This is a genomic window from Cryobacterium cryoconiti, assembly GCF_004403065.1.
Classification (GTDB): Bacteria; Actinomycetota; Actinomycetes; order Actinomycetales; family Microbacteriaceae; genus Cryobacterium; species Cryobacterium cryoconiti.
This window is the reverse complement of sequence record NZ_SOHA01000001.1, coordinates 149,918-164,397: the sequence shown is the minus strand read 5'-3', so window position 1 is coordinate 164,397 and position 14,480 is coordinate 149,918. Positions and strand designations below refer to the sequence as shown.

The window sequence follows — 14,480 nt, the reverse complement described above, 5'->3', positions numbered from 1 at the left end:
CTCAGGGCCTCGGGCACACTCCCCCCGGACGATCGCGGAAATCCATCTGTCTTCCGGCTTCCCCGGCGAGTAGCGTGGTTGGCAGAAAGGAGAGTATTCCAGATGACCACTACAGAGGACGTCAGCAACACCGAGGGCGGGCCCCAGCCTGTCCGACCGGATTTCGTTTCCGGCCCCTGGCAGGATTCGATCGATCTGCGCGATTTCATCCAGCGCAATTACACACCGTACCTGGGCGACGCGAGCTTCCTCGCCGGACCCACCGACCGCACGACGGGGATCTGGGACAGGCTGTCCGCGATGTTCCCCGAGGAACGCCGCAAGGGCGTCTACGACGTCGATGCGACCACGCCGGCCTCCATCACCGCTCACGCCCCCGGTTACATCGACCGGCCCAACGAGGTCATCGTCGGCCTGCAGACGGATGCCCCGCTCAAGCGCGCGATCATGCCCTTCGGTGGCTGGCGCATGGTCGCCACCTCGCTCGAAACCTACGGCTACCCCGTCTCGCCCGAGTTGGAGAAGATCTTCACGGACTACCGCAAGACGCACAACACCGCCGTCTTCGACGTCTACCCGCCGGCGGTGCGCCGTGCACGCAACAGTCACCTGATCACGGGTCTGCCGGATGCGTACGGCCGTGGCCGGATCATCGGCGACTACCGCCGGGTGCCGTTGTACGGCGTTGACGCCCTGATCGCGGCCAAGAAGAACGACCGGGCCGAGTTCGACATGGAGCCCTCGACCGAGGACGTCATCCGCGCCCGCGAGGAGAACTCCGAGCAGATCCGGGCTCTGAAGGAACTCGTCCAGATGGCTGCAAGCTATGGTTTCGACATTTCGAAGCCGGCCGTCACGGCGAAGGAGGCCGTGCAGTGGCTGTATTTCGCCTACCTCGGTGCGGTCAAGGAGCAGAACGGCGCAGCCATGTCGTTCGGCCGGAACGCGGCGTTCCTCGACGCGTACATGGAGCGCGACCTGGCCGCCGGAGTACTGACCGAGGAAACCGCCCAGGAGCTCATCGACGACCTCGTGATCAAACTGCGGATCGTGCGCTTCCTGCGCACCCCGGAATACGACGAGATCTTCGCCGGTGACCCGACCTGGGTGACCGAGTCGCTGGGCGGGGTCGGAAACGACGGCCGTCCGCTCGTCACCAAGACCACGTTCCGGTTCCTGCAGACGCTGTACAACATCGGCGCGGCCCCCGAGCCGAACCTGACCGTGCTGTGGAGCCAGTCATTGCCGGACGGCTTCAAGCGTTTCTGCGCCCAGGTCTCCATCGATACCTCGGCGATCCAGTTCGAGTCGGACGAGATCCTCCGGGCCGCGATGGGTGACGACGTCGCGATCGCCTGCTGCGTCTCGCCGATGCGCGTGGGCAAGCAGATGCAGTTCTTCGGCGCCCGCGTCAACGCCGTCAAGGCACTGCTGTACTCGATCAACGGCGGCAGGGACGAGATGTCGGGCAAGCAGGTCGCCCCGGAGACCGTGCCGAACGCCGACGAGGTGCTCTCCTACGACACCGTCTTCCCGGCTTATCTGGAGACGCTCGAATGGCTCGCCGAGACCTATATCAACGCGCTGAACTGCATCCACTACATGCACGACAAGTACGCCTACGAGCGTCTCGAAATGGCGCTGCACGACAAGGACATCATCCGCACCATGGCGTGCGGCATCGCCGGCCTGAGCGTGGTCGCCGACTCCCTGTCGGCCATCAAGTACGCCACGGTCCGCCCGGTGCGCGACGAGAGGGGCCTGGTCGTGGACTACGACGTCGAGGGCGAGTTCCCCCTCTTCGGCAACGATGACGACCGGGTCGACTCCATCGCGGTGGACATCGTCGAGCGGTTCATGAACATGATCCGCAGCCACCCGACCTACCGCGACGCCATCCCCACCCAGTCGATCCTGACGATCACGTCCAACGTGGTCTACGGCAAAGCCACCGGCAACACACCCGACGGCCGCCGCGCCGGCGAGCCGTTCGCCCCCGGCGCCAACCCGATGAACGCTCGTGACACGCACGGGATCCTCGCCTCCGCGCTCAGCGTCTCCAAGCTCCCGTTCAGCGACGCGCAGGACGGCATCTCGCTGACCAGCACGGTCGTGCCCAGTGGTCTCGGCCACACCCGGGACGAGCAGATCACGAGTCTGGTCGGGCTGATCGACGCGTACACGTCGGCCACCGGGTACCACATCAACGTGAACGTGCTCAATCGGGACACCCTCGAGGACGCCATGGAGCACCCGGAGAACTACCCGCAGCTGACGATCCGCGTGTCCGGCTACGCGGTGAACTTCGTACGACTCACCCGCGAGCAGCAGATGGATGTGATCAGCCGCACGTTCCACCAGGGGTAACCCGGACAAACGCCAAGCCCCCGATCACGGCGCATCCCGTTCTACGCGCCGTGGCCGGGGGCGTCGTGGGCGTGCCGGTCAGGCCTGCGAACCGCCTGCGATCTCATAGGACCACAGCTCGCTGCTGATACCCACGGGTCGAGCGGGGGCGTCGCCCTCCGTGGGGGCGTCGCCGCGGTGGCCCTGGGCGAAGGACGGCGAGGTCAGCCAGGCCTGGAAGGACTCCTCGTCGGCCCAGCGGGTGACGACCAGCCAGGTGCTGCGGTCGTCGGTGGGCTTGAGCAGCTCGAAGCCCTCGAAGCCCGGCCGGTCGTCGACCGCGCCGGCGCGGGCGGCGAAGCGGCGGGCCAGCTCGTCGCCGTTGTCGCCGGGCACGGTGATGGCGTTGATTTTGATGATCGTCATGGGGTTTGTCCCTCTCCTGGATGCGTTGACTTCTGTTCCATGCTGTCACTGCCGGCTGCGAGCCCGGTCCACTGCCCGGCAGGTGTAGTTTCCGTGTCGAGGTGATCGCATATGGCGCAGCTGGGAGGGTTGACCTCCGAGGAAGCCGCGGCCCGACTCGCCCAGGACGGACCGAATTCTCTCCCCCGGCTGGCGAGAGCCTCGCCCCTGCGGGCCCTCGCCCGCCAGTTCACGCATCTGCTCGCGGTGCTGCTCTGGGCGGCGAGCGGGCTGGCCCTGCTGGCCGGGACACCGGCCCTGGCCATTGCCATCGTCGTCGTGATCGTGTTCAACGCGGTCTTCGCGTTCGCCCAGGACTACCGGGCCGACCGTTCCTCCGAACGGCTCCGCACCCTGCTGCCGAGTGACACCCGCGTCTGGCGGGGCGGCAGCGTACGCACGGTCGACGCCCGCGACCTTGTGCGCGGGGACCTGGTGCTGCTGCGCTCCGGTGACCGGATCGCCGCCGACATGGAGGTGCTCGACGCGGAGGCGCTGGCCGCGGACGAGTCGATGCTGACCGGGGAGAGCGAGCCGGTGCGACGCGGTGAGGGAGACCGGCTACGCGCTGGCACGTTCGTGGTGCAGGGTGAGGCGCAGGCCCGGGTGGTCGAGACCGGTTCCGCGACGACTCTGGCCGCGATCGCCGAGCTGGCCCGCTCGGCGAAGCGACCGCCCAGCCCGCTGACCCGGGAACTGCGCAAGGTGGTCAGGACGGTGGCCGTGATCGCGGTGTCGACGGGCATCGGGCTGGGTGTGGCCGGGGTGCTGATCGGGCTGCGCCCCGTGGACGCGTTCCTGTTCGCGGTCGGAGTGGCCGTGGCTCTGGTGCCCGAAGGGCTCCTGCCGACCGTGACGCTGTCGCTGGCGCGCGGCGCCCAGTCGATGGCGAAGCAGCATGCGCTGGTGCGCCGCCTGGACGCCGTGGAGACGCTGGGTGCGACCACCTTCATCTGCACCGACAAGACCGGGACTCTGACCCAGAACCGGATGTCCGTGGTCGAGGTGTGGACGCCCGGCGGAACGGTGAGGGTGCAGGGTTCCGGCTACGAGCCCGCGGCGGTGTTCGAGGGATCGGCCGCGGCGCAGCGACTCGTTCCCCGGGTGGCGGCATCCGCCGTGCGCTGCGTCACCGGCCGGGCCGTGCTGCACGACGGGCGGTGGCAGGCCGAGGGTGCACCCCTGGACGCCGCCATCGCCTGCCTCGCCACGCGCAGCGGCTGGACCGACGACCCGGGCGAGGTCGCCACCCGCCTGCCCTACACGGCCGAACGGATGATGAGCTCGGCCATCGAGGACGGCCGCGTCACGGCCCTCGGCGCCCCCGAGAGCGTTTTCCAGCGCTGCCTGGCGGTGTCCGACGAGGCGCACGAGGAACTGAAACGGATGACGGCCCTCGGCCGTCGCGTGCTGGCGGTCGCCGGCCGGGACTGGGCGGAGGGGCCAGGTGACGCGAGCACTCGAACGGGGCTGGTCGAAACGGGGCTGGTCGAAACGGGGCTGGAGCTGCTCGGACTGCTCGGGCTGGAGGACCCACCCCGCCCCGACGTGCACCAGGCGCTGCAGGATTGCTTCGACGCGGACATCCGGGTGGTCATGGTCACCGGCGACCACCCGAACACGGCCGAGGCCATCGCCCGCGAGGTCGGCCTGCTGCGCCCGGGAGGCGTGGTGCTGGGGGCCGGTCTCCCGGCCTCCGACGACGAGCTCGGTGAGCTGCTGGACCACCCGGCCGGCGCCGTCGTCGCCCGGGTGACGCCCGCCGACAAGCTACGAATCACCCGGGTGCTGCGGGCGCGCGGGCATGTGGTGGCGATGACCGGCGACGGCGTCAACGATGCTCCGGCCCTGCGGGAGGCGGATGTCGGGATCGCGATGGGCCTGAGCGGCAGCGATGTGGCGCGGGAGGCCGCCGACCTGGTGCTGCTCGACGACCATTTCGGCACCATTGTGACGGCGGTGCGCCTGGGCCGGGCGACCTTCGCGAACGCGCGCCGGTTTCTCACCTATCACCTCACCGACAATGTGGCCGAGCTGGCGCCGTTCGCGGCCTGGGCGCTGACCGGCGGCCAGTTCCCGCTGGCGATCGGGGTGCTGCAGGTGCTGGCGCTGGACATCGGCACGGACATGCTGCCTGCCCTGGCGCTCGGCGTGGAGCCGCCGAGCAAGCGGGTGATGCAGGGTCGGGCGAAAACGCGCGCGCTGATCGACCGACTGCTGCTCTGGCGGGCCTTCGGCGTTCTCGGTCCGGTCGAGGCGGTGGTCACGCTGGCCGGGTTCGCCGCGGTCCTGCTCGCGGGCGGCTGGGGCTGGGGTGAACCGGTTGCCCCCGACCTGCTGGCCGGTGCGTCCGGCACCGCCTTCGCGACCATCACCGTGGCCCAGATGGCGAACGCCTTCGCGTGCCGCAGCCAGTCCGTGCCGGCCTGGCGGCTGCCGCTGATGGGCAATCGGGCGCTCGTCGTATCCGTTGCCGCGCAGCTGGCGTTGCTGGCCGTCTTCCTGGGCGTCCCCTTCGTGAGCGGCCTGCTCGGCGGCGCGTGGCCGCCCGCGCTGGCCTGGATCTTCCCGCTTCTCGCGGCCGTGCTGCTGATTCTGGCCGACGCGGCCTTCAAATGGCGGATGCGCCGGTCGCGCTGAGTCTCCCACCCAGCCCCGATGCCTATGCTGAGTGAACCATGCGACTCTTTCTGATCCGCCACGGGCAGACGCCCGCCAACGTTCTCGGCCAGCTCGACACCGCGCACCCGGGCCCCGGTCTGACCGCGCTCGGATCACGGCAGGCCTCGGTCATCCCGGAGGCGTTGCGCACCGAGCCCATCGACGCCATCTTCGCGTCGACGCTCGTGCGCACCCAGCTGACCGCCCGGCCTCTGGCGGCGGACCGGCGGCTCGACGTGCAGGTGGGCACCGGGCTGCACGAGATCGAAGCGGGCGACCTCGAAGGCCGGAGCGACCGGGCATCCATTCATAGCTATTTCGAGACCGTGCTGGCCTGGGTGACCGGGGACCTCGACACCCGGATGCCCGGCGGCCTGGACGGCAACAGCTTCTTCACCCGGTTCGACGCCGATATCGCGTCTGCGGCCGCCGGCGCCGACACGGCGGCGGTGTTCAGCCACGGTGCTGCGATCCGGGTGTGGACCGCCGCCCGCGCCAACAATGTGTCCCCCATGTTCGCGGGCACGACCGACCTCGAGAACACGGGAGTCGTCGAACTGTCCGGCTCCCCCGCCGGGGGCTGGACCCTCGTGTCGTGGGCGGGACTCAGCGTGGGCTCACCGGGCGGGCCGCAGCTTCTGGCCGGTTAGGACTCGGGGGCCCGTGGCACCTTGGGGCGCACCAGGGCATGGCTGTCCCGCAGCAGCTGCCTCACCAGGTCGTCGTCGACCGGCCCGCCCGGCACGATCGTGATCCAGTGCTTCTTGTTGAGGTGGTAGCCCGGAGTGATCTGCTCCGGGAGCTCCTCGCGCAGGGCCCTGCCCTCCTCGGGGTCGCATTTGAGCGAGACCGCGAGGGGCTCTGCGGCGAGGGCGCTGAGGGCGAAGATCTTGCCGTTGCCGCTGGTCTTGAACACGCTCGTCTCCTCACCGAAGGGGAACGTTTCGATCGCCTGCGGAAGGCTCAGACAGAAGTCGACGAGGTCATCGGGGGTCATGGTTACGACACTACGTCGACGGAGCCGAAAACCCAGGTCGCTGCCTAACGTGAGGTCTTCTCCGGACGATAGTCGTGACTGGAGTTCAGCTCCCGCTGATGTGTGACGGCCCCGGCCACTCCACCGCATTCACGACAAGGATACGAGGACACCGAGTGACAGTTTCCACCTCCCGGCGGCTGCGACCGCTGGCGATCGCGATCAGCACATCCGCTCTGCTCATACTCGGTCTGGGGGCCACCGCGCTTCCCGCGGCGGCGGCCGTGTCCGGGGTCGAGGTGAACTGGAAGAACACGAACGTGTGGACGACCGGGTTCCAATCGGAGGTGGGGGTGAAGAACGCGTCGACGACCGCCCTCCAGCCGTGGCAGATCTCCTTCACCTACGGAAACAAGGTGAACACGCTGTGGAACGGGACGCTGCAGGCGTCGAGCAGCGGATTCGCCGTGAAGGCGCCGACCTGGGCATCGAAGCTCGCCCCCGGCGCCGCCACATCGTTCGGCCTCACGTCGTACAAGGTGGGCACCGCTCCGCTGTACCCCACCGCCTGCGCCGTGATCGGCCTGCCGGCCGGTGCCGCGTCGATCCCGTGTTCCGTGAACGGGGCCGGGTCGACTGTTCCGACGCCGACACCGACACCGGTGCCGGTGCCGACACCGACGACCACCCCGGTGCCGTCTCCGTCACCCTCGCCGACGGTCACACCGACGCCGACACCCACTCCGACGTCAACACCGACGCCGACACCCACACCCACGCCGACATCAACACCGACACCCACTCCCACCACGACTCCCACGCCGACACCGGCGGGCAGCCTGCTCGTCGCCCCCTATGTGGACATGGGCCTGTGGCCGAGCGCTGACCTCTCCGCCTTCGCCACGGCCACCGGAGTCAAGGCCGTCACGGGGGCGTTCATCGTCGCGGACCGCACCAGCAATTGCAGCCCGACCTGGGCCGGGTACACCGCCTACACCGTGGGCGGCACCCAGGACTTCGTGGGATCGATTTCGACGTTCCAGAACGGCGGCGGCACGTTCGTCGTCTCGTTCGGCGGGATGGCGAACAACGAGCTCGCCCGGGTCTGCACCGACCCGGCCGCTCTCCTCGCCGCGTACACGAAGGTCATCAATCGGTACAACGTCGACCGGATCGACTTCGATATCGAAGGGTCCGACGTGAGCGACCCGGCCGCCAACAAGCGTCGCGTGGTCGCGATCGTCGAGCTTCAGAAGCAGCGGGCAGCAGCAGGTCGCCCTCTGCAGGTGTCCCTGACCCTTCCGGTGATGCCCTACGGCCTGGTCGCGAGCGGTCAACGCACGCTCAAGGAGTTCGCCGAGGCCGGGGTGAAGCTCTCCGCCGTCAACGTCATGGCCATGGACTACGGCGACGGCACGGTGGACATGGGCACGGCGGCGATCAGCGCGGCCAACTCCACCGCGAAGCAGCTGGGCGCGCTCCCGGCGTACGCCGGCCTGAGCAACGCCCAGCGCCTGTCCATGATCGGCATCACGCCGATGATCGGGCTGAACGACACCGGTGAGATCTTCACGCTCGCCGACACGAACAAGGTCAGCGCCTTCGCCAAGGCGAACGCGCTGAACTACGTCGGCTGGTGGGAAATGACCCGGGACCAGCCCTGCACCGGAGGCATCCCCGCCTACATGTGCTCCGGGGTGAGCAGCCCGAAGTGGTCGTACTCCCGGGCGTTCGTGGCCGCGACCTCGTAGCCCGGTCACTCCGGAACGCAAACAACGGATGCACCTGCCCGGCTGGGCGGGTGCATCCGTTGTTTCGTTCGCTGGGCTGTTTCCTGCGCTGAGCTGTTTCCTGCGCTGAGCTGTTTCCTGCGCTGAGCGCCGGGTCAGCGCCGGGTCACTCCGCCGAGGCGAAGATGTCGGTCAGCTTGCCCTCGTCGCTCAGGCGGGCAGCGTTGTCGACGGCGATCGCGGTGGCGTCGAAGAGGGTCTCGAGCGGGCTGACGAACCATCCGTCGCCCTCGCGCACGGCGATGACGCGCATGTCCGCGACACCGAGCTCGTCGAGGCCGGGGATCTCGTCGAGGCAACCGGTCTGGCTGGACGAGGAGGCGGCGCTGATCGTGCCGCAGACGCCGGCGATCTCGATCGAATCGGGGAGATAGCTGCCGTCGCCCTCGAAGATGCCCTCGTCGATCATCATCCGGGCCCGGTCTCCGTCGGTCTTGCTGGTGACCGAGAACTCGGCCAGGGTGAGCGAGCCGTAGCCGTCGTACTCGAACAGGTCTCCGTAGAGGCTCATCAGACGGCGTTCGGGGAGGGGCAGGGCTGCGGCGAGCCCGCTGGCCTCACCGTCGCCCACGTAGGCGGCGATGGCCTCGGCGAAGCCCTCGGCGGCCTCTTCCGGCGTGGCGAAGGAGTCGGCGTCGCTCGGGGCGATCAGGCTGCCGCGGGTGACCGACGAGTCGGACTCGCTCTGGGTCTGGTAGAGGGTTTCGCCGAGGGTCAGCAGGGGACTCACGAACCAGTCGCCGTCTTCCTCAACGGCCACGATGCTCGGGTCCCGGCCCAGATCGTCGGCCATTTCGCCGGCCGTGAGGGAGTAGGGCAGGAAGTCCGTGAGCTCATCCTCGGCGCTGTCCCTGGCGTCGGCCAGTTCCTGCTTGATCTCGGACTTGGAGTAGCCGTAGTCGGTCAGCTGGGCCGTCAGCTGGGGGCGAACCAGGTCGACGTAGAGTCCGGCGATGGTCTCGGGGTCGCCGTCCATCTTCAGCTCGCCGCTCTCGACGCTGACCGCGGCCACGCCGTCGGCGATCTCCTCGACGCTGAATTCCAGGTCGGTGACAGAGATGGTGATCTCCGCGATCAGCTCTTCGGTCAGGGCCTTGTAGTCGGTGTCGTCATCGGCATCCGCATCGAGCTTCACGTCGCCGAGGCGTTCCAGCGGGGCCTTGAGGGATTCGATCTCTGCGGGCGACAGGGCGCCGTAGACGGCGATGGGGTCCAGGTCGGCCGCACCGGTGAGCAGCTGCTCCACGGCGGCCTCCGGCGTCGCGGCGCCGCCCAGCTTGGAGAAGACGGCCCCGTAGGCCCAGATGCCGGCGCCGCCGACGAGGACCGCCACGAGGGCGATCGAGCCGCCGATGATCAGGCCCCGCTTGCGCCGCGCGGGGGTGGCCACGGGAACCTGGTCGGCGGGAACCTGGTCGGCGGGAACCTGGTCCGCGGGAACCTGGTCGGCGGGAACCGAGACATCCGTGGGGGCATCCGTGAGCGTGCCGCTTGCGCGCATCCAGTCCAGCAGGCCTGGATAGCAGGCCGGGTTCGTGGCGATCACGGGATGCAGCTCGGGATGGGCCGCCGCAATCTCCGCCAGGCGCGCCTGGGGAGTCTGCGGGTCGGCCGCCTCGCGGATCGGATTGTCGATGTCGCTCACGGTGTGCGCTCTTTTCGTAGAGTCGTGGTTCTCGGTTTCAGGCAGGTCATCGTGCTGAGCGTTCGCCGATCGGGGCCGCGGGCGCGCGATCGGCACTCCGCCGGCCCACAGGCGGGCGAAACGCCGGCACCGAGTGGCCACGCAGAGGACCAGCCGGACAGGATCGGGGCGCAGAGGAATGACGACTCACCGCGTGTCCCCCGACCCGAATTGTACACATGCGTTGCACTGCCCCCGAGGCGCAGCACACGCCTCGGGGACCACTCTATCTACGCCCGGCCGTTCCAGTGCGGACCACGAAAACGCCGGTGGGTCCGAACGGGCGCAGGCCCGCTCTGCGCGGCGGCTACGCCACGTGGTCGCGCCAGCTGTGCAGGGGCGCGTAGCCCAGCATCCGTCGGGCCTTGTCGATCGAGAGCAGCGTGTCGTTCGGGCCGACCTCCCGCAGTTCCACCCCGGGGAAGACCTCGGCGGCCAGCTCAGCGTTCGGCCGGCTCATCACGGTGTCGGCGGCGGCGATGATGAACGCCTCGAAGCCGGGCTTCGCGTTCTCCAGTGCCCGCAGCACGGCCTGGGCGCCGTCACGGCCGTCGATGTAGCCCCACAGATTCCATTTGCGCAGGGTGGCGTCGGCGTCGAAAGCGGGGAAGGCCGCGTAGTCCTCCGGGTCTTTGACGTTCGAGAAGCGCAGCGCCGTGATGCTGAGTTCGGGGTCCCACCGGGTGAGCTGGATCGCCATCGTCTCCTCGAGGTGCTTCACCAGGGAGTACGTGCTTTCGGGGCGGGCCGGGTACTCCTCGTCCACGGGAATGTAGGGCGGGTCGATGTCGAACGGCAGGCCGAGCACGGTCTCACTGGAGGCGTAGACCAGCTTCTTGATGCCCGCACGGCGGGCGGCCTGGAACACGTTGTAGGTGGAGAGGATGTTGTTGTGGAACGTGGCCACGTCCGGAACCAGGCCGGGGGCCGGGATCGCGCCCAGGTGCACGATGGCGTCGAAGCCGGAGTGACGGTCGTCGATACCGAGGATCGCGTCGACGACCTGGCCGTAGTCCGTGAGGTCCACGACGACCAGATCGTGGCTGCGGGCACCGTCCCGGTCGAGGTTCAGCACCTCATGACCCTCGGCGACCAGGTACTTCACCACGGTCCGGCCGAGCTTTCCGCTTCCACCAGTGACAACGATCTTCATGCGGGACTCCTCTGTGTGGGCGGTGCGTGGAACTACAGAACAAGCCTACGACTGCACCGCCGCCGGTCTGGCCCCGGCGGTCGAGCCCCCCAGCGGTCGAGCCTGTCGAGACCCGGTGGTCGAGCCTGTCGAGACCCGGTGGTCGAGACCCGGTGGTCGAGCTTGTCGAGACCCGGTGGTCGAGCCTGTCGAGACCCGGTGGTCGAGCCTGTCGAGACCCGGCGGTCGAGCCTGTCGAGACCCGTTGGTCGAGCCTGTCGAGACCCGGCGGTCGAGCCTGTCGAGACCCGGCGGTCGAGACCCGGTGGTCGAGCCCCCCGGTGGTCGAGCTTGTCGAGACCCGGTGCGCCACTGCCTAGAGGCCGCCCCTGGGCATCCGTCGTCGCGCCAATCGCGGAGATTTTCGCAACACGCCGCACGGGCGGCCACGAATACCGGCGTTTCGCGAAAATCTCCTCCGTTAGGTGACGACGGATGCCCGTAGCCGGGCCCGGAACGGATGCCCGCGCCCGGCGCCGCGACGGATGCCCCGCGCCTCCCCACGGTGACCACTTCTCGTCCTCCACAAACCGGGTTTGATCGGGTTATCCACAGGGCGCCGTGGGGTGTCGGCCGGGGCCTCTGAATGTCACTGGTCGCCCGTAACGTGTCCCTCATGAAGACCTCGTACAGCGAGCAGCAGCAAACCCTCGGGCGTCACTTCGACGTCATCCGGGAGACGCAGGCGGACTCCGCACGGGTGGCGGCGCGCCTGGCCGAGCAGGTCGATAAGGCGCGACTCTGCGCCGAGGCCGGCGCAGCCCAGGCAGCGCGGGCTGCGCCGGTCGCCGGGGTGCCCCTCGCCCGGTGGGACGCCGCAATGATCGCCGAACGGGAGTTCGTGACCGAGCTGGCCTGCACCCTGCGACTGCCGGTGCGGTCCACGGAGACCCTGATCGCCGAAAGCCAGGCCCTCATGCACGAACTGCCGGCAACGCGGGCCGCGTTGCAGGCCGGGTCGATCACGTACCGGCACGCGCAGGCGATCATGCACCAGGCGTGGTCGCTGCCCGCGGAGGCTCTGCCCGGGTTCGAACAGGCCCTCCTGAAGTCCGCACCCCATCTGACCGTGGCGAACCTGAAGTACAAGGCGCGCGTGCTGCGGGAACGGCTGCACCCCGAAACGATCACCGCCCGGCACCAGAAATCCGTCGCTGACCGGCGGGTGGTCTTCGAACCGGAGGCCGACGGGATGGCGTCGCTGTCCTGGGTCGACTCGGCGGAAAAAGTGAAAGCAGCGTACGACCGCATCACCGTGATGGGGATCAGCTTGCTGGCCCCCGACGAGCCCCGCACCCTCACCCAGCTGCGCGCGGACACCTTCGCCGACCTGATCCTCGACGGGGTCACCGCGAAGGGTGTCGGCAAGGGCATCCGCGGCACCGTTCATGTCACCGTCCCGGTGCTGACCCTCCTCGGCCACTCGGAGGAACCCGGCCATTTGGAGGGATACGGACCCATCGACCCGGATACCGCCCGGGAGATCGCGGCCCGGGCGCCGAGTTTCATCCGAATCCTGACCCACCCGGAAACCGGGGTCGTGCTGTCTGTCGGCCGCACCCGGTACAAGGTGCCGAAACACCTGAGACGGTACCTGCGAGTGCGGGACGAAACCTGCCGGTGGCCGGGCTGCCGCCGCGCGGCGGCGCATTCCGACCTCGACCACACCCTCGACTGGCAATTCGAAGGGATCACCGCGCACGACAATCTTGCGCACCTCTGCCCGGCCGACCATGCACTGAAATCGGAGACCCGGTGGAGTTACGTGCACCTGCCCGACGGGGCGTTGAAGTGGACCTCGCCGACGGGGCGCACGTTCGTCAGTGAGCCGGCCACGATCATCCGTGCACCGGAACAACCGCGACCCGCGAAGCCGCAGACGCGGCCGCCCGAGTCAGACGAACCGGCACCGTTCTAGGCTCGGGCTCGGGCTCGGGCTCGGGCTCGGGCTCAGGCGCACCCGCACCCGCACAGGCACAGGCACAGGCACAGGCACAGGCCGCACGCTAGAGCAGCGCACCCCACAGCACGTGCCCGGCCATCAGGGTGGTGCCGAGCGTGACCAGGGTGATCTGGACGATCTCCTGGCGCTGCGGATGCACCCACCCGCCACGGCCTCTCCTGCCCAACCAGGCGTTGGCCCAGATGAGCGTGGCCGCAGCGAGCAGCGCGAGGGTGACGGTGCGCACGAAAAGTTCCGGAACGTCGCCGAGAACGCCGGCACCGATCTGGTAGAACGCGATGATGCCCCACGGAACGATGCCGACCATGGCCCCGAAGACGAACGGCCGGAGCGAGCCGCCGGCTGGTTCGCGCTCCTGCAGGGCCAGGAAGAGCGTTGCGCCCGCCGTGATCGCGTAGAGCGCCACCAGCGTGCCGACCTCCGTGACGCCGTTCAGCTGGGCGATCAGGAACACGGTGATCGCGGAAACCTGCGAATACTCGACCCATCGCAGGGGGTTGCGTGCCGCGTCAAGGCCGCTCCGGTACCAGCCGGCGACCGCGGGCAGGAGCCACGTGAACCGCAGGACGGCGGAGAACGCGAGCAGGATGACGACGGCCAGACCAAGGTCGACGTCGGCCAGCGCCACGGACTGCGGTTCGGCCGTGGCACCGACCGGTCCTGTGGGGAACCCGGCCGTGACAGGCAGCAGCACCGGGGTTTTTCGGGCCAGGACGACCACGGAGACCAGAACGGCCTGTGCACTGAGCACCAGGCCGGCGACGAGGTTCACGGTACGCAGGCGGGTGAATTGGGCATCCGTCACGAAATTCTGGGGCGCCGTCGTCATGCGTTCAGCGTACTGGCCTCGGTGCGCCGACGGCTCGTGGAGACGCGTGGTTGAAGGGGCGAGAATGAAGGGGTGAGTGACGCCGGCAGCTTTGTGGACGCGACCCTGCAGGCCGAAGGGGACCCGTACCGGGCGGCGGCGGACAAGGCCCGCCTGGGCAGCGATCTGCAGTTCTACGGTGCCTCCGTCGGCGCGGTTCGCGGCACGATCCGGGACGTCGCCCGCCGGCATCCCGGCCTGACGCACGACGACGTGACCGCACTGTGCTCGGAGCTGTGGGCGGTGCCGGTCTTCGAGCGTCGACTCGCGGCCGTCGTGCTCCTGCAATCGAACGTGCGCCGGCTGGACAACTCCGATCTGACCCGGATCGAGGGTTTCGTGCGCAGTGCCGGGCTGCGGGAACTGGTCGATCCGCTCGCGGTCAACGTGGTGGGTCCGCTGCTGGAGCGTCTGGATGCGCCGGGCCGGGCCCGGGCAGAGACCGTGCTCGAACGCTGGGCCGGCGACACCGACAGATGGTTGCGCCGGGCCGCCCTCCTGGCGACGGGGCGATCCGAGCCGCACCTCTGACTGC

General features: G+C 69.0%; 11 protein-coding genes. 6 read left to right on the top strand and 5 right to left on the bottom strand.

Annotated elements, in window-relative coordinates; all coding sequences use genetic code 11:
- Nucleotides 1–102: 102 nt before the first annotated feature.
- Nucleotides 103–2,367, top strand: coding sequence for a formate C-acetyltransferase (pflB, locus tag E3T49_RS00755; protein WP_134422520.1), 2,265 nt, complete (start codon nucleotides 103–105; stop codon nucleotides 2,365–2,367).
- Between the two features lie 78 nt (nucleotides 2,368–2,445).
- On the opposite strand, the gene E3T49_RS00750 is transcribed toward pflB, so the two are convergent.
- The gene (locus tag E3T49_RS00750) at nucleotides 2,446–2,772 is read right to left on the bottom strand and encodes an antibiotic biosynthesis monooxygenase family protein (protein ID WP_134422518.1); all 327 of its coding nucleotides are present in this window, start codon (nucleotides 2,770–2,772) and stop codon (nucleotides 2,446–2,448) included.
- 111 nt (nucleotides 2,773–2,883) lie between these two features.
- Here E3T49_RS00750 and E3T49_RS00745 point away from each other — a divergent pair, with 111 nt between their 5' ends.
- Nucleotides 2,884–5,451, top strand: coding sequence for a cation-translocating P-type ATPase (locus tag E3T49_RS00745; protein ID WP_134422516.1), 2,568 nt, complete (start codon nucleotides 2,884–2,886; stop codon nucleotides 5,449–5,451).
- A gap of 38 nt (nucleotides 5,452–5,489) precedes the next feature.
- Nucleotides 5,490–6,122: a histidine phosphatase family protein gene (locus E3T49_RS00740; RefSeq protein ID WP_134422514.1), complete on the top strand. Its 633-nt coding sequence runs from the start codon at nucleotides 5,490–5,492 to the stop codon at nucleotides 6,120–6,122.
- Here the strand turns inward: E3T49_RS00740 and E3T49_RS00735 are convergent.
- A complete protein-coding gene (locus E3T49_RS00735) occupies nucleotides 6,119–6,469 on the bottom strand; it encodes an MmcQ/YjbR family DNA-binding protein (protein ID WP_134422512.1) in 351 nt (116 codons plus the stop codon). The two genes, E3T49_RS00740 and E3T49_RS00735, sit on opposite strands and share 4 nt — an antisense overlap.
- 155 nt (nucleotides 6,470–6,624) lie before the next feature.
- On the opposite strand from E3T49_RS00735, the gene E3T49_RS00730 reads away from it, so the two are divergent.
- Nucleotides 6,625–8,199, top strand: a complete 1,575-nt coding sequence (locus E3T49_RS00730) for a cellulose binding domain-containing protein (protein WP_166785426.1) — start codon at nucleotides 6,625–6,627, stop codon at nucleotides 8,197–8,199.
- A 145-nt stretch (nucleotides 8,200–8,344) separates the two neighbouring features.
- On the opposite strand, the gene E3T49_RS16030 is transcribed toward E3T49_RS00730, so the two are convergent.
- Nucleotides 8,345–9,883 carry a variant leucine-rich repeat-containing protein gene (locus E3T49_RS16030; protein WP_166785425.1) on the bottom strand — a complete coding sequence of 513 codons (1,539 nt, stop codon included), beginning with the start codon at nucleotides 9,881–9,883 and terminating at the stop codon, nucleotides 8,345–8,347.
- A gap of 346 nt (nucleotides 9,884–10,229) precedes the next feature.
- The gene (locus E3T49_RS00725; RefSeq protein ID WP_134422509.1) at nucleotides 10,230–11,075 is read right to left on the bottom strand and encodes an NAD-dependent epimerase/dehydratase family protein; all 846 of its coding nucleotides are present in this window, start codon (nucleotides 11,073–11,075) and stop codon (nucleotides 10,230–10,232) included.
- A gap of 655 nt (nucleotides 11,076–11,730) precedes the next feature.
- Between E3T49_RS00725 and E3T49_RS00715 the strand changes: the two genes are divergently transcribed.
- On the top strand, nucleotides 11,731–13,032 hold the full coding sequence (locus E3T49_RS00715; RefSeq protein WP_166785424.1) for an HNH endonuclease signature motif containing protein: 1,302 nt from the start codon (nucleotides 11,731–11,733) through the stop codon (nucleotides 13,030–13,032).
- Between the two features lie 88 nt (nucleotides 13,033–13,120).
- On the opposite strand, the gene heR is transcribed toward E3T49_RS00715, so the two are convergent.
- Nucleotides 13,121–13,906 carry a heliorhodopsin HeR gene (heR, locus tag E3T49_RS00710; protein ID WP_134422503.1) on the bottom strand — a complete coding sequence of 262 codons (786 nt, stop codon included), beginning with the start codon at nucleotides 13,904–13,906 and terminating at the stop codon, nucleotides 13,121–13,123.
- 72 nt (nucleotides 13,907–13,978) lie between these two features.
- On the opposite strand from heR, the gene E3T49_RS00705 reads away from it, so the two are divergent.
- Nucleotides 13,979–14,476: a DNA alkylation repair protein gene (locus E3T49_RS00705; RefSeq protein ID WP_134422501.1), complete on the top strand. Its 498-nt coding sequence runs from the start codon at nucleotides 13,979–13,981 to the stop codon at nucleotides 14,474–14,476.
- The last annotated feature ends 4 nt before the right edge of the window (nucleotides 14,477–14,480 follow it).

Bases quoted from the DNA above. Each gene is read 5' to 3' on its own strand.
- E3T49_RS00735 (WP_134422512.1), bottom strand. From the start codon at position 6,469: ATGACCCCCGATGACCTCGTCGACTTCTGTCTGAGCCTTCCGCAGGCG.
- pflB (WP_134422520.1), top strand. From the start codon at position 103: ATGACCACTACAGAGGACGTCAGCAACACCGAGGGCGGGCCCCAGCCT.
- E3T49_RS00715 (WP_166785424.1), top strand. From the start codon at position 11,731: ATGAAGACCTCGTACAGCGAGCAGCAGCAAACCCTCGGGCGTCACTTC.
- E3T49_RS00725 (WP_134422509.1), bottom strand. From the start codon at position 11,075: ATGAAGATCGTTGTCACTGGTGGAAGCGGAAAGCTCGGCCGGACCGTG.
- E3T49_RS00740 (WP_134422514.1), top strand. From the start codon at position 5,490: ATGCGACTCTTTCTGATCCGCCACGGGCAGACGCCCGCCAACGTTCTC.
- E3T49_RS00745 (WP_134422516.1), top strand. From the start codon at position 2,884: ATGGCGCAGCTGGGAGGGTTGACCTCCGAGGAAGCCGCGGCCCGACTC.
- E3T49_RS00750 (WP_134422518.1), bottom strand. From the start codon at position 2,772: ATGACGATCATCAAAATCAACGCCATCACCGTGCCCGGCGACAACGGC.
- heR (WP_134422503.1), bottom strand. From the start codon at position 13,906: ATGACGACGGCGCCCCAGAATTTCGTGACGGATGCCCAATTCACCCGC.